We start from the raw sequence: 20,866 nt of genomic DNA on the forward strand, positions 1-20,866 counted from the left end.
ACCGATTAGACGGTTCGGCACGCTTAGATCTGGACCTTGCGCCCTTGCTGGACTTCAACCAGCAGGGCCTCGCGCAGGGCATTCAGATAGCGCTCCACATCCCCCTCGTCGGCCAACCAGGCCTTGTCGAACGCGACACGGAGGTTGCGGGTGTGAACGTAGTCGGCTGCCGATTCCTTGACCTCATGAGGCCCCCGGTTATCCTGGTCTTCACTCTGGCTACCTGGGTGCTGATCGGGGTCGTCTGCCGGTGCTGATTTCTGATTGGCCAGCGCCACCATTTTGCCCAGCAGCTTCTGGTAGCCCTCTTCTTCAAAGTACCGGGTACGGTCCTTGATCACGGCAATCAGGCGCTCCTGCCCGATGTAGTCGACCAGATCCCGGAACGGTTTGTTGAGCTCCTCCTGACGGGGCTCCGGCAGGGACTGATATTCGTCCATGCTTTGCATGCGTTCCTGCATGGTATTCAGGGAGGTTTCTGCCTGAGCTCGGGTTTGCTGCACTTTCTCGTCGATGCGCTCCTGCAGGCTATCCAGTTGGCCCTTGAGCTGCTGAATGCGATTCCCTTTGTAGCAGTTGGGGTCGTTCAGGATGGTGCGGATCTGCTCGATCTCGTCCCCGGACACATAGATGAAGTTGGGCTCCTGGCTCTGCAGGAAGGACCGAGCCTGGTTATAGATGTCTTTTTGTGATCCGCCCATAAACTTGCGGATGGGATCGATGACATCCTCTTTCAGGTCCAGCAGCTGGTCTTCCTGCTTGCCCAATTCCGTCAGGTGCCAGGTGTAGGGCTTTCCGGCGACCTCTTTCAGCGTCACCAGGGCAGGTTTCAAGGCATTAAGAAACGGGTACTGGTCGACCTGTGCTACCCGCCGGTCCAGGTCGTGGTACATGTCCTGGAAGGCTTCGCCGGCCTCTTTGCCCAGGGCCTTGGCTTCGCTGCTGCGGGGCGGGCTGTCGAAGAAGTCCTCGTAGAATGACTTGAGGGCTCGGACCTGAGAGGCGGTGAACTCAATCTGTGGTTCCAGCACCACGTTGCCGTGGCCGTGAGTGTTACGCAGGGCGCGCTCCAGCTCGCTGTCCTCCAGGATATTCCCGTCGAGACGAACTTCCACCTTGCCACGGGCACACAGGTTGGCCAGGGTGCAGAGAATCGCGGCGTAATACCAGCCATAGGGTTTGCGTTCGAACTTTTCCAGCAGGCTCTTGAGGGTGGTGCGGACACCGCCCCGGTTGTTGCTCTGAATGAACGCCAGCACTTCCTGCTCGGATTCCGCCAGGGTCGTGGCGTCGTTACCGAAAAGGCCATCGTCTGTACGGTTGAGGCAATTGCCGATGTCGTTTTCCGTGTAGGAAACGCCGCGCAACATGCGGAGGTTGGGGTAAGCCCGTGAGATCAGCTCATGGAAGCCCCGAATAATACGGGTCTGGGCGTCCTCATTCGCCACTTCCACATCGGCGCCGCCGATAAGCAGCCTGGACTTGCCAATAAGGATCTGAACCTGCTGCCGGAGCCTGGCCTCGCGCTCACGGTTCTGGAACCCCTTGTCATTCAAAATCCGCTTGACAGCTTCCTGCTGGGTGACCGACATATTCTGTGAGATATATTTTTCGGTGCGCTTGAGCATAAGCAGCTCCCGCACCAGCCGCTCGTCCTCCGGCATGAGCACGAACAGCTCGTCCGCCTTGTAGGTCGAGGCTGTACGTAGCATCTGTTCATTGTCGGTATGCTCGTGGAAGGGGCTGATCACATTAATGGAGAGCTCGTATTCACGCCCATGCAGGCGATCATCCAGTTTGCGCGAATAGGAGTAATCCTGCCCCTGGTTCTGGGAGGAGCCGGCGTCATAGCGAATCTTGCGCTGCTTGATGACAAAGTCGAATACGATTTTTGCGAGTTCGTCCGCAACGTCCGATGACTCGACCTCTGTGTTCTTGATCTCCTGTTCGACGTCTTTCTCTTCGTCCGTCAGAAACTCGTACTGATCGCCATTGCGCTGGATGTAGGTCTGTTGCTCCAGAAGACTCAGGGCTTCTTCCACCTTATTGCGAAGCGCCGGCAGATCCTGATCGAAGGCATCCAGCATCAGCACGCAGAGGTTGCGCACCGTGGGCTTGAATTCCTTGACATATTTGACCAGGAACAGGGCCTTCAGCAACCGGATGGCGAAGGCATTATCGAGGTGGTTTTCGGCCTGAATAATCGCCCGCTGTATTTGTGATTTCAGTGCGGAGCGGATGCCTTCAAACATCAGGTCAAAGGTGGCCAGCTGGCCCACCTCATGGTTGCCGATGTGGATGGCCACCTGTTGGAAAACCCCTAGCATGGAGCGCTCACCGACGGAGCTGTGCTTACCCTCGAAGGCGTTGTGCTGTGACAGGTTCTGGATCGCCGATTGAAACAGCGCGAACTGGTAGGGAACGAAGGGGTAGCTGTGGATGAAGTGGTCCCTGTCCCGGAAGTTCCGGTAGGTGGCCGATCCATCCGCGAAGTCAAACAGGGTTTTGAAGTTGTTCGCCTGTGCGTGATAGACGTCCGACAGCTGATTGACGCCTTCTTCGGTCTTGGTTAGCAGGCGCTTCTGGATGACCTCTGCCACGTCCGCGCTGGACAGCTTCATACGGTTATTGAACCGTGCCTGAATTTTCGAGAAATCGTTGCCTTGCTGCTTGCCCATTTCGCCAACCACGTTTTTCATTTCTTCCTGGGCGGTGACGATAATCCAGGCCCGCCCACGACACTTGGTGGCGAGGCTCTCGGCAATGGTTTGCAGGTTGGTCATCAGCTTGGTGTTGTCGGCAATGTACTGGCCAACCTCGTCCACAAAGAAGTTCAGGCGGAACTCTTTGTGGCCACCCTCTTTTGCCTGCTTCTCGATATAGGTGTTCACATTGTCCGCGAAGTCCTCTATCGAAACTCGGTATTCGCTGCGGTACTTGTCCAGAATGCCCGCTGCCGACTGCGGGTCGCCACCGGTCACAGCGGCGTAGGCTTTGGCGATATTCGCGCCTTCCAGGAGGGCCTGCTCCCGGCCTTTCTGCCAGGGGCGGCCGGCGATGGTCTCGTACTCGGCTTTGAATTGTTCGTACAGGCCACGGCCGTCCAGATCGCGCTCAAACTGGGCAATGTGCCCTTGTTTGCCGTAGTAGCCGCACATTTCGTCGAAGACTTTAACGAACACGGCCAGAAGCGCATCGATTTGGGTTTTGCTGATGACATCGGCTTTCTGGTCGATGTTGAACAGAATGCTCTTCGCCGGAATTGAGACAGCTCGCTTCAGGTCGCCCCGGAGAATTTCATTCTCACTGCACTTGGGAAGGAACAGGTCCAGGGTAGTAGCACCGTCCATCTCCCGGTTTTCAAGCAGAAGGGCCAGCATCTTGAGGAGGTGCGACTTACCTGAGCCGAAGAAGCCGGATACCCAGACCCCGTTCGCCCCTTCGTAGTTATTGTAGGCGTCCAGGAACTCTTCGAGGCGTTTCTCGACTTCGTTGGTCAGTACGTATTCTTCAATTTCGAGGCGAAGACTGGCTTCATCGTCGGCTTTGATAACGCCTTCAATGGGGCGGTCAACGGGCTTTAGAAAAATATTCTTCAATGTCATTGTACTTTCCCTTAATGATTACGCCTCGAATCGTATCGTCCGCTCAGGCTTCGTAATGAAAGATGTTGAACGCACGGTAGTACTTGTCGTCATGCAGCCTGCCGAACAGATCCAGCGATGCACCGGTTTCCAGCGAGTGGGTATAGGACCCCGGAAAGAACATCACCGTTGGCTGGTCTTTGGCGGTGCTCTGCAAGTTGTTGAGCACGTTATGGGAGCGTATGTAGGGGAAAACCTCGCCCACCCCTGAGAGAAACAGCACGTCAAACTCAACGGACTGGAGTTTTGCCGCAATAGCGGGCACCAAATGGGCTTCCGGGTCCAGCACTCCCTGTAGCAGTTCTTTCAGCTGATCCTTTGAGACCGTGGGCTCGAGCTCCAACACCTGCTCCCAGATGTCTCTTTCTTTCAAAATATCGACGGCCAGGTCGTACAGATTGATACTCAGGATCCGGATGCCCGCCTGCTCCAGCCGGTTAACCAACTGCCGCTGAAGACGCTCCATCTCGACCGCTTCTTCAGGCCGGTAGGGACAGATGAAGAAAGGCACTTCATTACCCAGTCCCTGTTTGTTCAGGAACCGCTGGCCGGAAACCACGCTAAACAGGTGCTGTAGTCGCTCCTGCATCGGCATTTTGGCAATGTCCTTTTTCAAGCTGACATCCCCCTGATATCGGATTCATAGACTGGGAAGTAGAAAAACTCGTCAGGATTGTTCTGACGCAGCAACTCAACCAGCCTGGGGCTGAGCAGAACTGCGTTTATGGTTTTGTCCTTAGCTAACAACCCTGCCTCCCGCAGCATTCTGAACAGGACCTGCCGCAATTTATCGCGCGTTGAGGCGCTGGCATTATCCAGTTCGTCATGCCATTCCGATTTACGGTTATAGAAGGCATCGAAATCCTCAAAACTGAGATCCAGCTTCATCGCGACAAACCGTTCGTGTAGCACTTCCACCGCAAAGTCCGCGATAAAGCGGTACAGGCGGCACACGGCAACCCACAGAAGGTGAGCCTGGTCCTGGTGGTTTGCCTCGGCCAGGAAAGTCAGTTCGCTTTCGGTCAACGTCTTCAGGCGTGCAATCGCCTCTCTACAGGTGCGCTTTGCCGTGCTTTCTGTTCTGGCCTGTAGCAGGTTGTCATGTAGAGCTTGAGTCCGCACATCTTCCCAGTCACGGAGCGACAGGTACAGCTCGGCCAACTTCACCGATTCGCGGTGATACAGGCTGCCGGACGTGAAGGAGATGCGATACCGGCCTTGGGTCATTCGGAACGCTCACCTTTGCTCGTCTCAGCGGCTCCACCGCCCTTGACCCACTCATCCACTTCGACTTTTTTGAACTTCCAAAATCGCCCCATGCGGTGGGCGGGCATTGCGTGCTTGTCGATCCAGCGGTACACGGTGTCATTGCTGACACCGAGGTGCTTGCCAATTTCGTCTACGGATAACCAGCGATCTTCCATCTCGGCCATGTTTTCGCTTCCTATGGGCGATGGTGTTGCCACCTTATCTGAGGCGGCACGGTCTCATGGGCGGAACAGCCCTACACTACATTGACTGATCAATATATAGAGGTACCACGCTGCATTCAACCGATTTGACCCGGATAGACCAGCAAAGAACGGCATATATAGCCACCTGAAATCTGGGCGATCCCATCAATAGCCCCACGCAATCAACACCTGCGGTGTGAGCGGCATGCCTTTTACCGCCAACAGCCCTCATCCCTCCTCGTTGGAGGGGCTTGAACTCCCGCTGGTCGCCTCCTTCAGTCCACCGAGGTGCTCCTCCAGATTTTTCAGGAGGCGCTCGCTTTTCCGCACGATTCGACAAAGCTCCGCCTGGTTGGCATTGAGCCTTCGCAACATTTCAAAACCGTCCTCAGTTTCCATGATGAGCGGTTTCTCCCAGTCCTGTGCCCGCGTGAAGGCCGGTTTGTGATAGCGGAACCGACCTTCTTTGCGGATGTACTCACTGAAAACTGATCGGCCCTCGCCACTCTTCTTCGGGATAAAGCGGTTGTAGTACCAGGACAATTCCAGTTTTCTTTTTCTGAGTCGAACGCGGCAGCCGAAGTGCCCGGGATAGCCGGGTGTCTTGTCGGTACGATGAGCCATGTTGTGGGACCAGAAGTGATCACAGAGCCGCTGCGCCAGATAGCGGTACCTTGCTTGCTCCACGTCCGCTTGCTGGTGAATCGCCGTCAGAAACTGACGGCATTGCGTTATGGCGGCTTTGATACCACGTTGGTGGTTCACATTTTGGGCTCGGCTGACCGCCTCCCACTCTTCGCAGATTTCCTGGTGAGTCATTCGTTTGCTCATGGCTGGCTCCTCGCTATGGATTTGCCAACAATCGTAATCCGTCGAGTGCTTTGAGCTGCCATGTGCTTTTGTCCTTTTTGGACACAAAGGCGGGGGCGGAGGCAGATTCCTTCCTCCAAGCCATGGGACCTTTCCAATTCCTGTCCACGTGACTACCTGATTTGGGACTTTGCCGCTGCGCTCCCACGCGCCATGAAATAGCTCGCATGGGCTGAAGGATCCGCGCTCCATTATTTATTTGGGACCCTGGCCTCCCACCTCAGTGAAAACACCGGTATCCGGTGGCTTGATGGAACCGGACTGACTGTCGTCGCTACGACAATTCCCGCTACTTCCTCGGGGCACTTACAAAGGGCTTGGAAGAGACCTTTTGGAGCCCCGTTGTGATATGGACATGCCCCGTAAAATAACAGGGCCTCGAAAAGGCTCTTTAAGAGGCTGTTTTGATCACGTCCAGCATTGACTTTCACATGTGAAAGTCAATGCGCATTACCGCTTCACAAAATGATGCCGTGATGGTGGCGGGTAACAGCGATTGCTTACATTTCGCCAGATTTTGCTCGTAAACCGATGAGGCTCCCATGAAAATCGCCTTAATGACAGAAGTTAACCTTTAATTTCATCTAGTTATAATTTTTTTCTCTTTGCGCCCAAAATGGCCAATTTCACGGTTCTGGTCCTGACTCCTGATTACTAATAATCACTCCTGCCGTTAATCAACGAACCAGGAGTAGATAATGAAACACATGTTTTCTAGCGAGACCAACGAGCGCTTGCTCACATACGAAGAAGTGTGCGCCGTCACTCAGCTATCGCAAGCCACGCTACGTCGATACGTCCGATCAGGTCGCTTCCCCGCCCCCATCAAGCCAAACCCGCAAGGTCGAGCCGTCAGGTTTCGGATCCAGGATGTTAGAAACTGGCTGGATCGGTTGTGACGGAGGGGCAAATGAAATTTCAATTGAGAGACTCTGGCCTGTACTGCTTCAGCTCTGATGAATGGCAAAGAGTTGGTGGATGGATTGAGGTTATTGCCAGAACCCGACTCTCCAACAAGAAGCACGGTCACGGTGCGCTGCTGCAGTGGAAAAATATGGACAACGTCCTGCTCCGCGAGGTGGTGTATGCGCGCAACCTGAACGGCGATAACGCCCGACAGATACGGGAGCTGCTCGTGGACAGCGGCTATCCGCTGGAGCCTGGCAATATCAGTTGGGCACGACTACAACGCTACCTGCTTGAGGAAATGGCAAAGGCGCCGCCGGCCACAACCGTCGACCGTACAGGTTGGCACGGCCCCATCTTCGCGACGAGTAGCTGGACGGCAGGTCAGGCGGATGAGCAGCACTACTTCGTCGGGCAGCTATCAACCTCCCCTCTACTTCAGGAAAACGGTTCTCTCCAGGATTGGCAAGCTCAAGTGGGGAAGCTGTGTGAGGGCAACCCGCTGGCGATGTTCAGCATTGGGGTAGCCCTTGCGGCACCACTGCTGAAGCATGCGGAGATTGAAAATGGGGCTTTTCACTTCGGCGGCAATAGCTCCAGCGGTAAAACGACACTACTGCAGGCGGCCGCGAGCGTGTGTGGTGCACCAACGTTTGTGCGGAACTGGGTATCGACTGCCAATGGCTTGGCAGCCGTGGCTGCTGAGCACAATGACATGTTGCTGGCATTGGATGAAATTGGCCTGGCGCGCCCGGAAGATGTCGATGTAGCGACGTATCATATAATGACCGGTGCCAGTAAGTTGCGTGCGAATATATCAGGGGACCTTACTGCACAAACGCACTGGCGAACTCTGGCTTTAAGTACCGGTGAGGTATGGCTATCGGAAGTATTTCAGGAAATAGGCAAGTCGGTTAAAGCCGGCCAAGAAACCCGACTTGTCGAGATTCCGATTTTTGGGAGGTTTGGAGCCTTTGACAAGTTGCATGGATTCAACAGTGCCCAAGAGTTCGTGGACACGTTGAAAAGCCGTACCGGGCACTACCACGGCACACTGTTCCGGCACTGGCTCGAGCGTCTTACAGAAGATGTGAATGACCTACCCAGCTACATCCAGAATGAGGTTGCCCGGTTGACGGAGCAATGGAAGACCCCTCATATGGCTTCGCAAGTCGTCCGAGTGATCAGGCGGTTCGCACTGATCACCGCTGCACTATGCCTGGCATGTCGGAACTATCTCCTCCCCTGGACGGAAGCGGAGTCGGTTCGAGCAGTACACCAAGTCGTTGGAGCCTGGCTTCGGAGCCGGGGTCACATCTTCAATTCGGAGGAGTACCGCCTGTTGGCCCGCCTTCGCGATGCTATTTACAAATGGAATCACCGTCTCGTTGACATAGAGCGGGGGGATTACGGAAGAGCAATTGGTCTGCGACGCAAAATGGCCGGTGAGACGCAGTGGCTGATACCCAAAAATACTCTTATCAAGGAGCTTGGCCTTCGAAGTCGATACACCCGGGAAATTGAGCCGCTGATCCAGAGAGATTTCCTGGAAACCAATGAACAGAGCCGTGGCACCATGAAAATCAAGCTACGGGATCGATCGGAGCGTTTTTTCGCCCTGTGGCCTGATCGCATCAAGGCGTATTGGGAAGCGCTACCGGATGGAGATGGACTTTCCCAGTTTCCCACTTATCCCAGTGTTGATTCGGAGGTAACGGAGAATGAGTAACAAGACCTTCAGTCCGCCTTCGGAGGAGGTGCGCGCCAAGCTGCTGGCTCGTTCTGGACAGTGTGAGCGGCTGGTTCGGGAGTCGGACCGTCGAGCGATTACAGCCGTCAGCCGGACGCAGTGGTGGACCTTGGAACGAAAGCGAGTGGCTCCGGCACGACTCAAGCTGGGATGCAACTCAGTGGCCTGGCGCCTGTCGGATCTGTTGGCCTGGATTGAGCAACAAGGGGCCTGATCTGGCCCCTTTACCCTCCAGAGCTGACTTCACCTCTCACGATGGGCGCCAGCCACTCGCAGAGCGCCTCGTGAGCCGCTCTTCGCTCTTCAAAGTACGCATGCTTGTTATAAACCCGGTCCGTCCGGTTGCCGGGCAGTTGATTCAGGCAGCGCTGAGCCAGATTGTCATCAAAACCAAGCTTGCCCAGCTTCGTCCTGGCCGTGCCACGCAGATCGTGGACGCGGCGCTTGTCGAACGAAAAGAACTTTTTCTCAAAGAGTTTCTTGAGCGCATGGTTCAGCGTGTTTTCACACACAAACGGCGTCCGTGCTTTTTTACTGATCCTGCGAGCTGGAAATACCCACTCACTACCGCAGGAACGTACCTTCAGCTCATTCAGCCATTCCACGGCGGGCTCCGCCAACGGGATATCGATGGCCCTTCTCTTTTTGGTCCTTTCCTCGGGCAGGTACCAGATACGGTTCTCCAGATCGAATTCCGACCAAGGCGCTGCCAGCAGCTCCATTTTTCTCGTACAGGTCGCAATCAACAAAGCACAGGCCAGGTAGTTTTCACGGCTGAACTGCGCCGGAATCACCCGGAGTTTGGTGAAGAACTCGGTGACTTCGTCTTCATTCATTGGGTAGTTGGCGGCCTTCTCCTCCCCGCCGGCGTCCCTGGGACGGAATGGCGAGGCTGGATTGAACCTGGTGACGTCCAGTTTGATGCCATGATCAAACAGGTTCCTCAGCAGGCGCATCAAATCATTTGATAGGGTTGGGCGGGGCTTATTGTCGTCATAGCCAGTGGCCACGTCCCGCAGGATTTCACTGATATCCACTGGTCGGATCTTTTCAAGTTCCACCTTTCCGATGCGCCAGGCGACCTCACGCTCGTACAGGCTCTTCTCTTTATGGTGGGACGCGATTTCTCGTTTGCGAAGCTCGTAGTAGTCCGCGTACAGGTCATTGAGCGTTTTGAAGGGGTTTTGGTTGACCTTCTGCCGCTCCTGAACCGGGTCAGCACCCTCACGCTTGATCGCCAACCTCAGCTTCGCCGCCTCATCACGGGCGTCGGCCAATGACCAGTCGTCCACCTTGCCGATGGTGTATTCGCGCCGGAGCTTGGTAGCTGGGGTGGTATAGCGCAGCATCCAGTAGGCATCGCCGCGCTTCGGGGTCATGAGGTAGAGACCATTGCCATCGGCATGCCGCACGGATGGCTTCTCTTTGATCAGTTTCTTGACGGTCTTGTCGTGTAGCTTGCCCACTTTCCTGCCTTAAAAAAATTGGGGAGTACAATCTCGCCGATACAATATAGCGAGAAAATACTCCCCAATCTACTACCCATCACTACCCAAACTTGGCAGAACTTACACGAACATTATGAGCGTCAAAATTACATAACTATTTGATTTATAATGCCATCAAGAACAACGTCGAACCCCCAAGAACATCACTCAATATTCTGCACCTGCTCCCGCATCTGCTCGATCAGCACCTTCAGGTCCACCGCTGCACGGGTGACGGCGGCATCGATGCTCTTGCTGCTCAGGGTATTGGCTTCCCGGTTCAGCTCCTGCATCAGGAAGTCCAGGCGCCGGCCGATGGCATCGTCGTTTTGCAGGGTGTCGGTGACTTCGCTGATATGGGCATCCAGGCGGTCCAGCTCTTCGGCCACGTCGCTCTTCTGGGCCAGCATGACCATTTCCTGGGCCACGCGCTCCGGGTCCAGCTCCACTTTCGCCTTCTCGAACCGGTCTTTCAGATTCCGCTCCTGGGCGGCCAGCAGTTGCGGCATTTTCTCACGCACCTCAGCCACCAGCTTACCCATGGTGGCCAGACGATCCTCGAACAACGGCCTCAGGCGCTCGCCTTCCCGTTCGCGCACACTCGTCAACTCAGCCACGGTATCGGCAAACAGATCTGCCGCTGCCTCCTTCGCCGCGCTGTAGTCCTTTTCGGGCAGAGACATCACCCCCGGCCAGCGCAGAATATCGAGCGCATTGATGTGGGCCGGGTTATCCAGCATACGGTTGATATGATTGGCCGCCTCGTTCACAGCTCGGGCCATCTCATCACTGATTTCAAAGCCCTGGACATCACTCTCGGCCGACTGCAGGCGCATGGAGACATCGACCTTGCCCCGCTTCAAGCCCTGCTTGCGCAATTCCTCCCGAAACCGGTTCTCAAGCTCACGAAAAGCCTCCGGCAATCGGAACGAAGGTTCCAGATAGCGGTGATTCACGGTACGAATCTCACAAGTAAGAGTACCCCAGTCACCCTGGGCGTCCTTGCGGGCAAAAGCAGTCATGCTGCGGATCATAGTGACTCCAGTGTTCGTCAAAGGAACATCGAGTTTAACAGGCAAACACCCGGAGCGGCGAACCCGACCAAAGGGGCACGCAGCCTCCCCCGCCGGGCGCTTGCTACGTGCTATACTCGTTGCCCTTTCAAAACGCCCGACCGGCACCAGCCGGACATTCATATTCAAAAACAGGACACACTATGCGACCAAGCGGCAGAACGCCTGAGCAACCCAGAGACGTCCGCATCACCCGGAACTACACGCGCCACGCCGAAGGCTCGGTATTGGTGGAATTCGGCGATACCAAGGTGATCTGTACTGCCTCTGTCGAAAACAAAGTGCCACCGTTCCTGCGCGGCGAAGGCAAAGGCTGGATCACCGCCGAGTACGGCATGCTGCCCCGCTCCACCGGCAGCCGCATGGGCCGGGAAGCTGCCCGTGGAAAACAGGGTGGCCGCACCGTGGAAATCCAGCGCCTGATCGGCCGCAGCCTGCGCGCCGCAGTGGACCTCGAAGCGCTGGGCGAACACACCATCACCATCGACTGTGACGTGATCCAGGCCGACGGCGGCACCCGCACTGCTGCGATCACCGGTGGCTGCGTGGCCCTGGTAGACGCGCTGAATCACCTGGTAAAAGAGAAACGCCTGAAGAAATCACCTCTCAAACAGATGGTGGCGGCGGTATCTGTCGGTGTCTACAGGGGCACCCCGGTAGCCGATCTGGACTACCCGGAAGACTCCGAAGCTGAAACTGACATGAACGTGATCATGACCGATCAGGGCGGCTTCATTGAAATCCAGGGAACTGCGGAAGGTGCGCCGTTCGAGCAGGCAGAACTGGACGCCATGCTGGCGCTGGCAAGGAAAGCGATTGATCAGTTGTTTGAACTGCAGAAAGAAGCTTTGAGCGCATAGGCCTGACGGCCTACTGAAAGCTAGCGGGTTCGGAGGGGGAAGCCTTTCCGGGACCGTCTCCGGCCAGGGATGGCCGGAGTCGAGCGCACAGGGATGTGCTTGTAGCGTGTTCCGGAAAGGCTTCCCCCTCCGGACACGCGACCGACTATCCCAAAGCTCAGAAGCCGATTTCGATATCGTAATCCATGATCACCGGGGCATGATCAGAGAACCGGGTCTCGTCATCAATCCAGCCATCGCGAATGGTCTTTCGAATACCCGGCGTCAGCAGGTGATAATCCACCCGGATACCCGCTTTCTTACGGGAACCCTCAGTCTGCTCCGGCCACCAGGTGAACTGATTGCTCTGCTTGTTGATCTCGCGGAACGCATCAATACAGCCCATTTCATCAAACAAACGATCCAGCCATGCGCGCTCATGGGGCAGGAAACCGGAGAAATCGGTCTTGTGATAAAGCGGGCTTGCGTCGGTTACATGGTGAGCGGTCTGCAGGTTCGCGCATAGAATAAACTGACGACGTTTGCGCAGGGTTTTCTGCATATGGATGCCGAAGGCTTCCATAAACTCGTCTTTGTGATCGAGCACTGTCAGGTCGTCTTCACCGATCAGTTCTTCCTCGCGGCCGAGGGCGCAGGGCGCGAGCACGCAGGCAACGGAAACCTTGTCGAAGTCGGCCTGGATAAAGCGGCCTTCCCGGTCTGCCTGCTCATTGGCAAAGCCATACATGATGGCCTTCGGAAAATGACGGGTGTAGATGCCGACACCACCATGTTCGTTCAGTTCACCATCAATGAAGTAGGCCTCGTAGCCTTCCGGAACCAGGTTCCTGTCTTCAATTTCGTAGGCGCGCATGCGGTGGTCCTGCACACAGACCACATCAGCGTCCTGTTCGGCAAGCCAGTCAAAAAAACCCTTTTCAACAGCCTGCTCAAGACCATTGACGCTGATTGATACTACCCGCATACGTGTTCCCTGATTCGGTTTGTGTGTATGATACCGTTTTTACGCTTTAATTAAAGATCAAACCCCGCCAGAAGCCTTGCCATGCATGACTATCAGCAAAAATTCATTGAGTTTGCCATCCAGCGGAATGTGCTGCGTTTTGGAGAATTCACACTCAAATCCGGGCGCACCAGCCCCTACTTCTTCAATGCCGGACTGTTCAACACCGGAAACGACCTGCTTGAGTTAAGCAAGGCCTATGCCGCTGCGATAGCACGCAGCGGGCTGGATTATGACATCATTTTCGGGCCTGCCTATAAGGGCATTCCGTTGGCCACGGTAACTGCCATGGCACTTGCAACAGACGGTAACAGCAAACCTTTTGCCTTTAACCGCAAAGAAAAGAAAGATCATGGTGAGGGTGGCAATATTGTTGGCGCCCCACTACAAGGTAAGGTACTGATTGTTGACGACGTGATTACCGCAGGCACGGCCATCCGGGAATCTATCGACATCATCCGGGCCGCCGGAGCCGAACCGGCCGGCGTGCTGATTGCCCTGGACCGACAGGAAAAGGGCAACGGTGAACTGTCCGCCATCCAGGAAGTCGAGAAAGAGTTCGGCATCCCCGTTGTCAGCATCATTCGTCTTGAACAGGTACTGGACTACCTGAAGTCCAATCCGGAATTTGCCGGCCATGCGGAGAACGTGGCCAGCTACCGGGACCGCTACGGAGTCTGATGAATGCGTCACCATCTGACCGTTTCTCCTGTTGTTGCCGGCGTTGCGGCCTTCGGACTGCTGTTTGCGGCCGGCGCCCAGGCAACCATGTACCGTTACACGGATGAAAACGGACGGCTGGTTATCAGCAACACCATTCCCCAGGAAGCGACCAAACGTGGTTACGATATCCTGAGCAACAACGGCCGGGTGGTCGAAACCATTGCCCCCGCCCCCACCGCGGAAGAAATCGCCGCCCGGGAAGCCGAGAAAGAGCGCCAGAAGCAACTGGAACTCCAGCAGGAGCAGGATCGTCTGCTCCTGAAACGCTTCAGCCATCCGGATCAGGCTGTGCGCGCCATGCATCGCAAGATCCGCGAACTGGAGGGCATTATCCAGCTGAAGCGCGGGAACATTTCAGCAATTTCCAGCCAGCTCGACAGCGAGCAGAGCCGCGCGGCGGATATGGAGCGCGCCGGCCGGGACATCCCGGAAACGACGCTGGAAAAAATCCGCAGGCTCGAAGCCCAGATTCGAGATATCGAGCGGGAGATTTCCGCTCAGCGGCAGGATATCGGCGAAATGAAAAGGGCCTACGAAGAAGACATCAAGCGTCTGGAAGAAATCACCGGGGAGACACGAACACTCCCCCTGGAGCCGGAAGAAAACTAAGCTCCACTAATGACAAAGGGCGCTCAACCGAGCGCCCTTTGCGTCTGACTCACCAACTCGTCGAATCAAGCAGTGGCGGCAGTGGTTTTCTTGGCCGCAGGCTTGCGAGCAGTGGTCTTGCGCGCAGCCGGCTTCTTGGCCGTTACGGACTTCTTGGCATCCTGAGCGGCTTCTGAAACATCGTCGGCTGCTTCAGAAACGGCGTCCGCACCTTCGGCAGCTTCTTTTTCCAGCTTCGCAACCAGCTCAGCGGCGAAATTGCCAAAGCGGGAGTTCAGCGAACGCAGCTGCTCGAACAGGTTCTCGGAGTAGCCGTTGTAACGCTTGCGCAGGGTCTTTACGCTGTACTCACGCGCTTCCGCTTCCAGCTTTTCTGCATAATCAAACGGCTTGGACGCCAGCTTCTTCTGCTGCTCTTCAGCCGCGTTGATGCCTTTCTCAACGATGTCTTGCAGCTGTTCCTGATAGGATTTCAGTTTACCCATGGTGGTTCTCCCTGTTTTCCGAGTCGTTTCGGCACCGCGTTTTGCAGAGCCTTTGGTAACTTTCACCTATCAAAGTACGGCTAAAAATTAGAATGTTCATACTAAACACAGATAGGGGTTTTTACCGATTATTCACTTGATCACAGAATACTCGCTGGCATAATCGCACACTGTTTTAACGAAGCCCGTCTCCCGGTTGTATTCAGGCTCCATACGAACGAATACCAGAAGGCGCACCTGCAGCGCCCCGTATGCGAGTAGTTATGAAGAGAACGCTTTATCCCAGTCCGCTGTCACGAACCGCGGCCACACTCCTTTGCCTGTTTGCCATAGTTCTGGCCGGCTGCCAGGAAGACACGCGAGCCAGTAAACTGGATTCGAAACGCGCTTCGGAGGTGGCAGACAGCCGCCTCAAACAGGCGCAGGGCGACCTGCTTGCCACGCTCGGCCAAAGCCAGCCGGACGACCAGGAAACGCCACAGCCACCTGGCGCCGACATCCCGAAAACCCTGGTCTGGAATCCACCGCTCACCCGTGAAGACGGCTCAGCACTGACGCCTGGTCAGATTGCCGGTTACCGCATCTATTACCGACTGAAACATCAGGAGAGCTTCAGCGTCATTCCGCTGAACGATGGCAGCAAAAACCGATACACCCTGTCGGAGATGGAGCCCGGCGCCTACGAGTTCTCGATCACAACCATTGATGTGGATGGCCTGGAAAGCAGGCGATCAGATCCGGTTGAGGTCAACCTGATCTGACCGGAAGGACGGGTTACCAGCGGAAGATCACCCAGCTGGGCACAAGCAGGTCGGACTCGGTATCCTGAACCCAGCCACCGCCGTCGGCCGGCACCAGGTAGTATTCCGGGCCAATTTCAGGCACCACTTTGATCTCCATCAGCTGGCCATTCACCCGATACTCATAAAACACTTCTTTCTCGCCGGGGCGAATAACAATCTCCGCACCACCCTCCGGCGGCTGGTAATCGGAAATAACCACAGGTTCCTGAGGGGTAACCACCGGGGTGGCATCCAGAGCCCCTTCATCCTGGGCCAGCAACGGCGCGGAGAAGCAGCCCCACAGCAGGGCGGAACAGGCGAATCGTTTCATTTTCGTGGTACCCTTTGGTTCATCTTTCTGGCTAGAGTTGCACAAGCTAATCCACGCTTCAATCAGAATCCGGACCTGTTTTGATATGACTGAACAAACCAACCCTCCCGTGGTTCTGGTGGACGGATCGTCTTACCTGTTCCGTGCCTACCATGCCCTGCCGCCACTGACTACCAGCAAGAATCACCCGACTGGCGCCATCAAAGGCGTAATCAGCATGTTGCGGCGGATTGAACAGGACTTTCCGGGCTCAAAAACCGTGGTGGTATTTGATGCCAAGGGTAAGACTTTCCGGCACGACATGTATGAGGAATACAAAGCCAATCGCCCCCCCATGCCGGATGATCTGGCGGTACAAATTGAACCCATTCACGAGATTGTCAGGGCGATGGGCTTACCACTGTTGATCGTGCCCGGCGTCGAGGCCGACGATGTCATCGGCACCCTGGCCCATGAAGCCACCAGCAAGGGCATCGATGTGGTCGTGTCTACCGGCGATAAAGACATGGCTCAACTGGTCAGCGACCACGTTACCCTCATCAACACCATGACCGAAACCGCCATGGACCGGGACGGGGTCGTTGAAAAGTTTGGTGTTACCCCGGAGCAGATCATCGATTACCTCGCCCTGGTGGGTGACAAAGTCGACAACATTCCCGGTGTAAACAAATGCGGCCCGAAAACCGCCGTCAAATGGCTACAGAGCTACGACAACCTCGACAACCTCATTGAGCATTCCGACGAGATCAAAGGCAAAATCGGCGAATACCTGAGGGAAGCAACCGACACCCTGCCCCTGAGCCGGGAGCTGGCCACCATCCGGACCGATGTGGAACTCGAATTCGGGCTGGAGGATCTTCAGGAACGCCAGCAGGACGACGCCAGTCTGTTGGAGCTCTTCAAAGAGTACGAATTCCGCACCTGGATCGCGGAACTGGAAAACGGCTCCTCATCAGACGAAGGCTCCCAGAGCAGCCAACCACAGCCGAAACCTTCGGTGGAAAAGCAGTATCAGGTCATTACCGAGCAGGCGGACCTGGACCAGTGGCTGAAGAAACTCAAAGATTCCGATCTGTTCGCCTTCGACACCGAAACCACCAGCCTCCGCTACATGGATGCCGAAATTGTCGGCGTTTCGTTTGCTGTTGAGCCGGGAAAGGCCGCTTACGTGCCACTGGGCCATGATTATATGGGCGCGCCGGAGCAACTGGACCGCGACTCTGTGCTGGAACAGCTGAAGCCGTTGCTTGAAGACCCGAAACACAAAAAGGTCGGGCAGAACCTCAAGTACGACAAAAACGTGCTGGCCAACCATGATATACAGCTGGAGGGCATCGCCGAGGACACCATGGTGGAGTCCTACGTACTGAATTCGGTCGGCACCCGCCACGACATGGACAGCCTGGCCCGAACCTATCTTGATGAAGAAACCATCACCTACGAATCGATTGCGGGCAAAGGCGCCAAGCAACTGACGTTCAACCAAATCGATCTGGAAAGCGCGGGGCCCTATGCCGCCGAAGACGCTGACATCACCCTGCGCCTGCACCAGACTCTCGCCCCGAGGCTGAAAGACACCGGCAAGCTGGAATCCGTCTACCGGGAAATCGACCTGCCGCTGGTGCCGGTGCTGTCCCGGATGGAACAGCGGGGCACCCTGATCAGTGCCAGCACGCTACGCCAGCACAGCCAGGAACTTGCAGAGCGCATGGCTGAACTGGAGAAGGAAGCCCACGAGGTTGCCGGCGAAGCTTTCAACCTGGGCTCCACCAAACAATTGCAGGCCATCCTTTACGACAAACTTGGCCTGCGGGTCATCAAGAAGACACCAAAGGGCGCGCCATCGACGGCCGAGCCGGTTCTGCAGGAGCTGGCCCACGAGCACGAACTGCCCCGGCTGATTGTCGAGCACCGCAGCCTGAGCAAGCTGAAGTCCACTTATACTGACACCCTGCCCGAGCTTATCCACCACCGCACCGGGCGAGTGCACACTTCCTATCATCAGGCGGTGACAGCGACAGGACGCTTGTCTTCATCGGAACCCAACCTGCAGAACATTCCGATTCGGACCCAGGAAGGCCGACGCATACGCCAGGCATTTATTGCCCCGAAAGGCTACAAGTTGCTGGCCGCTGACTACTCCCAGATTGAGCTTCGCATCATGGCTCACCTGTCTGGCGATAGAGGTCTACTGACCGCGTTCGAACACGGCGAAGACATTCACAAGGCCACCGCAGCCGAAGTCTTCGGCGTGACAGTGGATGAGGTAACCGGCGACCAGCGTCGGAGTGCCAAGGCGATCAACTTCGGGCTGATCTACGGCATGTCGGCGTTCGGCCTTTCGCGCCAGCTGGAGGTGGACCGAAAAACCGCCCAGGAATACATCGACCGGTATTTCGAGCGTTACCCCGGCGTACTCAAATACATGGACAACATCCGCAAACAGGCCCATGACGACGGCTACGTGGAAACGCTCTACGGCCGCCGCCTGTACCTGCCGGAGATCAACGCACGTAACAAGCAGCTGCAGCAGGCTGCCGAGCGCACCGCCATCAATGCGCCCATGCAGGGCACGGCCGCCGATATCATCAAGCGGGCCATGATCGAGGTAGACAACTGGCTGCGCAGCGAACACGCGAGCGATGCCTGCATGACCATGCAGGTCCACGACGAACTGATCATCGAAGTTCGCGAAGAAGCCGTAGACAAAGTCAAAGAAGGCCTGGTCAAGCGCATGTCCGCCGCCGCCAGCCTGGATGTGCCACTGCTGGTGGAAGCCGGTGTGGGTGACAACTGGGACCAGGCTCACTAAATACTCCGCAACTTCGGATAACGCCCTGTTTCTGAACAACATCCCGCCTCCGGGCACAGAAACAGGGCAGACTCTCCGCTCACACTCTCGCAGACACCAGCAAAGACGGCTATCGGCACAGAGGCACGAATTCTGCATTATCCTTCGCTGTCTCGGGGCCCTTCGCCCCATGCAGTGACACCAATGCGAGGTCCAAGCGATGAATTCCGCAACCAGCGAACGCAACTGGCTGTTCGACCCCAGTCTCCTGAAACTCGTGCATCAGTGCCGCCGGCTTATCCAGTCAGAATTCGGCGTGAAACTGCATCTTAATGAAGACGGCCTGGAGCAACACCTGGCCGAGTACGCCCGTAAAACCCGTTCAAAGCATCTGGTTCATACCTGGGAAGCGTTGAAACAGCGAGTGCCGGAGCTGAATACCGACCATATCGACGAGGAGCCTGCGCCACGGATGTACCGCGGACAACCCATAGCGGAGGAAGGTGCCAAAAAAGCTACAGAGGAACTGTCGGAACCTGACTGCCCCCGGCAGAAAAAGGTGATCTACCGGGGCCAGGTGGTGGGCTGATTCCGGAAGGAATCAGCCTCAGAGGGCTATTCGAGAATCAGAAGGCTTTGCTGACTTCGAATGCGGCGCTCCAGGCGCTGAGTTCATATTCAGCCTGGTAGTTTGCATTTGAGATCGGCTGGCCCGTCGGATCAGCGTGACTGTACTCACGATCATCAACCTTGGCGTCGTCGGCAAAGATCAGCGTGCCTACCGCCACATCAACCGTCCAGCCACTTTGCACGTCCTTCCACTGAGTACCCAAGGTGAGCCAATGGCGATCTTCAGAGGGAATACGAGCGGTAACATACTGGTCGACCGGTGATTCATCAAAGGCATAGCCAGCCTTGAGAGCCCACTCGGGCGTAGCCTGCCAAATACCACCCACGTTGAACTGCCACGTGTTCTTCCACTCTTCGGTGATGTGGGTGATGGGCATATCACCTACTCGACCAATCTCAGCCGAAACCTCACCCGATTGCCCCTCACGACTGTTGATGTCGAGTTCTTCGAATCGACTCCAACGGGCATAAGTAGCACCCGCCAAAAGGGTAACATTATCAGTCAATCGATGGCGCAAGCCCAGCGTGGCGCTTTCAGGAATCGCGAGAGGTACCGTAACGTTTTCGGTCAGGGTCTGCGGTGCCAAACCAAAGGGAGACTGAGCACTCGGAGCCGGATAGCCCTCAAGCTCAATTTCGCCTTCAAGCTCGAACTCGGTGCCTGTTTGAGCAGTCAAACCGATTTGAGTCTGCTCAGACAGCTCGTACAAAAAACCAACCCGGAAATTGATTGCAACATCATCGCCCTCAATATCCGCATACGGAGCTCCAAATGCTTGCTCATACTGCGTTGCAAGCCCGTTGGCTTGAGCTGGTGGCAACCCCCGTTGAACCAACCCACCTCGAATATCCTGGAACTTACTGAGTCGGCCCTCGGCGTACATGATGTTCAGCGTTGCCCCCATTGAAAGGCCTTTGCCGTTATTAATGGCAATAGAGGGCGTAAAGGCAATCGCCGTCAGCTCGGTCTTGTCGGCAAAGTAACGGCCCACAAAGTCATTGTCGTAGTCTGCCGCCAGACCGTATGGCGCATGGATGCCGAAGCCTACATCGATGGAATCGTTGATTTCGTGGGTCAGATAGAAATTCGGCAGAACCGCAGGATCAGCAATATCACCACCGCGGGATCCCTCTACGTCACCGCCGAGCTGGTTAACCGCTTTCGCACCACTTTTCGCCTCAGCATCAATATCCAACACCGCCGCACCAAACGAAATATTGGTGCCAGAAAGCTGGCTCATACCGGCCGGGTTGAACAGAACCGTGGTGGCGTTCTCGGGGTTGGCGGCAGCGCCGGCATTGGCCACACCCATCTGGCTGGCGCTCTGCTCGTTCAGGGAAAAACCGCCGGCCAGAACACTGGCTGGTGCTGCTACGGCTGCCAGCGTCGCCAAACGGATCGCTTTTACGAGTGCGTTGGTATTTTTGTGCATGGTGTCTCCTTTTTTAGAATCGCGCGGAGTATACG

20 protein-coding genes are annotated in these 20,866 nt (G+C 56.0%); 9 read left to right on the plus strand and 11 right to left on the minus strand.

Annotated elements, in window-relative coordinates:
* Positions 1-23: 23 nt before the first annotated feature.
* The 5 genes from brxC to mobI form a co-directional block, all read right to left on the minus strand.
* Positions 24-3,605 (minus strand): BREX system P-loop protein BrxC, encoded by a 3,582-nt coding sequence (gene brxC / locus Q675_RS32885; protein ID WP_023011723.1) that lies wholly within the window; start codon positions 3,603-3,605, stop codon positions 24-26.
* Positions 3,606-3,648: 43 nt separating this feature from the next.
* Positions 3,649-4,239 carry a DUF1788 domain-containing protein gene (locus Q675_RS32890; RefSeq protein WP_011784100.1) on the minus strand — a complete coding sequence of 197 codons (591 nt, stop codon included), beginning with the start codon at positions 4,237-4,239 and terminating at the stop codon, positions 3,649-3,651.
* Positions 4,240-4,256: 17 nt separating this feature from the next.
* Entirely contained in the window at positions 4,257-4,871 is a 615-nt protein-coding gene (locus Q675_RS32895) for a DUF1819 family protein (RefSeq protein WP_022988852.1), read from the minus strand.
* Complete coding sequence (locus Q675_RS32900) at positions 4,868-5,077, minus strand: helix-turn-helix domain-containing protein (protein ID WP_008174223.1); 210 nt, start codon at positions 5,075-5,077, stop codon at positions 4,868-4,870. Before Q675_RS32900 ends, Q675_RS32895 begins: the two co-directional genes overlap by 4 nt.
* A 249-nt stretch (positions 5,078-5,326) precedes the next feature.
* A complete protein-coding gene (gene mobI / locus Q675_RS32905; protein WP_227499589.1) occupies positions 5,327-5,917 on the minus strand; it encodes a conjugative transfer protein MobI(A/C) in 591 nt (196 codons plus the stop codon).
* A gap of 758 nt (positions 5,918-6,675) precedes the next feature.
* On the opposite strand from mobI, the gene Q675_RS32910 reads away from it, so the two are divergent.
* The 3 genes from Q675_RS32910 to Q675_RS32920 are packed head-to-tail and all read left to right on the plus strand — an operon-like array spanning position 6,676 to position 8,838.
* Positions 6,676-6,867, plus strand: a complete 192-nt coding sequence (locus Q675_RS32910; RefSeq protein WP_031209892.1) for a helix-turn-helix transcriptional regulator — start codon at positions 6,676-6,678, stop codon at positions 6,865-6,867.
* Between the two features lie 11 nt (positions 6,868-6,878).
* On the plus strand, positions 6,879-8,603 hold the full coding sequence (locus Q675_RS32915) for a DUF927 domain-containing protein (protein WP_023011725.1): 1,725 nt from the start codon (positions 6,879-6,881) through the stop codon (positions 8,601-8,603).
* Positions 8,596-8,838 carry a helix-turn-helix transcriptional regulator gene (locus Q675_RS32920; protein WP_023008356.1) on the plus strand — a complete coding sequence of 81 codons (243 nt, stop codon included), beginning with the start codon at positions 8,596-8,598 and terminating at the stop codon, positions 8,836-8,838. Before Q675_RS32915 ends, Q675_RS32920 begins: the two co-directional genes overlap by 8 nt.
* 10 nt (positions 8,839-8,848) lie before the next feature.
* Here Q675_RS32920 and Q675_RS32925 read toward each other — a convergent pair whose 3' ends face one another.
* Both Q675_RS32925 and Q675_RS32930 read right to left on the minus strand, forming a co-directional pair.
* Complete coding sequence (locus Q675_RS32925; protein ID WP_022987607.1) at positions 8,849-10,090, minus strand: tyrosine-type recombinase/integrase; 1,242 nt, start codon at positions 10,088-10,090, stop codon at positions 8,849-8,851.
* A 185-nt stretch (positions 10,091-10,275) separates the two neighbouring features.
* A complete protein-coding gene (locus Q675_RS32930; RefSeq protein ID WP_023011726.1) occupies positions 10,276-11,145 on the minus strand; it encodes a YicC/YloC family endoribonuclease in 870 nt (289 codons plus the stop codon).
* Between the two features lie 182 nt (positions 11,146-11,327).
* Between Q675_RS32930 and rph the strand changes: the two genes are divergently transcribed.
* Positions 11,328-12,044, plus strand: coding sequence for a ribonuclease PH (gene rph, locus Q675_RS32935; RefSeq protein ID WP_011784093.1), 717 nt, complete (start codon positions 11,328-11,330; stop codon positions 12,042-12,044).
* A gap of 157 nt (positions 12,045-12,201) precedes the next feature.
* On the opposite strand, the gene Q675_RS32940 is transcribed toward rph, so the two are convergent.
* Positions 12,202-13,008 carry an exodeoxyribonuclease III gene (locus tag Q675_RS32940; protein WP_023011727.1) on the minus strand — a complete coding sequence of 269 codons (807 nt, stop codon included), beginning with the start codon at positions 13,006-13,008 and terminating at the stop codon, positions 12,202-12,204.
* A gap of 81 nt (positions 13,009-13,089) precedes the next feature.
* Here Q675_RS32940 and pyrE point away from each other — a divergent pair, with 81 nt between their 5' ends.
* Both pyrE and Q675_RS32950 read left to right on the plus strand, forming a co-directional pair.
* Complete coding sequence (gene pyrE, locus Q675_RS32945) at positions 13,090-13,728, plus strand: orotate phosphoribosyltransferase (protein WP_011784091.1); 639 nt, start codon at positions 13,090-13,092, stop codon at positions 13,726-13,728.
* A 3-nt stretch (positions 13,729-13,731) separates the two neighbouring features.
* On the plus strand, positions 13,732-14,379 hold the full coding sequence (locus Q675_RS32950; RefSeq protein WP_023011728.1) for a DUF4124 domain-containing protein: 648 nt from the start codon (positions 13,732-13,734) through the stop codon (positions 14,377-14,379).
* Positions 14,380-14,444: 65 nt separating this feature from the next.
* Here Q675_RS32950 and Q675_RS32955 read toward each other — a convergent pair whose 3' ends face one another.
* On the minus strand, positions 14,445-14,864 hold the full coding sequence (locus Q675_RS32955; RefSeq protein WP_011784089.1) for a hypothetical protein: 420 nt from the start codon (positions 14,862-14,864) through the stop codon (positions 14,445-14,447).
* Positions 14,865-15,127: 263 nt separating this feature from the next.
* On the opposite strand from Q675_RS32955, the gene Q675_RS32960 reads away from it, so the two are divergent.
* Positions 15,128-15,625, plus strand: coding sequence for a fibronectin type III domain-containing protein (locus Q675_RS32960; protein WP_023008362.1), 498 nt, complete (start codon positions 15,128-15,130; stop codon positions 15,623-15,625).
* Positions 15,626-15,638: 13 nt separating this feature from the next.
* On the opposite strand, the gene Q675_RS32965 is transcribed toward Q675_RS32960, so the two are convergent.
* On the minus strand, positions 15,639-15,977 hold the full coding sequence (locus tag Q675_RS32965; RefSeq protein ID WP_011784087.1) for a DUF2782 domain-containing protein: 339 nt from the start codon (positions 15,975-15,977) through the stop codon (positions 15,639-15,641).
* Positions 15,978-16,062: 85 nt separating this feature from the next.
* On the opposite strand from Q675_RS32965, the gene polA reads away from it, so the two are divergent.
* Positions 16,063-18,789: a DNA polymerase I gene (polA, locus tag Q675_RS32970; RefSeq protein ID WP_023011729.1), complete on the plus strand. Its 2,727-nt coding sequence runs from the start codon at positions 16,063-16,065 to the stop codon at positions 18,787-18,789.
* A 199-nt stretch (positions 18,790-18,988) separates the two neighbouring features.
* The gene (locus Q675_RS32975; RefSeq protein ID WP_023011730.1) at positions 18,989-19,357 is read left to right on the plus strand and encodes a hypothetical protein; all 369 of its coding nucleotides are present in this window, start codon (positions 18,989-18,991) and stop codon (positions 19,355-19,357) included.
* Between the two features lie 37 nt (positions 19,358-19,394).
* On the opposite strand, the gene Q675_RS32980 is transcribed toward Q675_RS32975, so the two are convergent.
* Positions 19,395-20,831, minus strand: a complete 1,437-nt coding sequence (locus Q675_RS32980) for an OmpP1/FadL family transporter (RefSeq protein ID WP_023011731.1) — start codon at positions 20,829-20,831, stop codon at positions 19,395-19,397.
* Between the last annotated feature and the right edge of the window lie 35 nt (positions 20,832-20,866).

Source organism: Marinobacter sp. EN3, assembly GCF_000475315.1.
In the GTDB taxonomy this organism is placed as follows: Bacteria; Pseudomonadota; Gammaproteobacteria; order Pseudomonadales; family Oleiphilaceae; genus Marinobacter; species Marinobacter nauticus.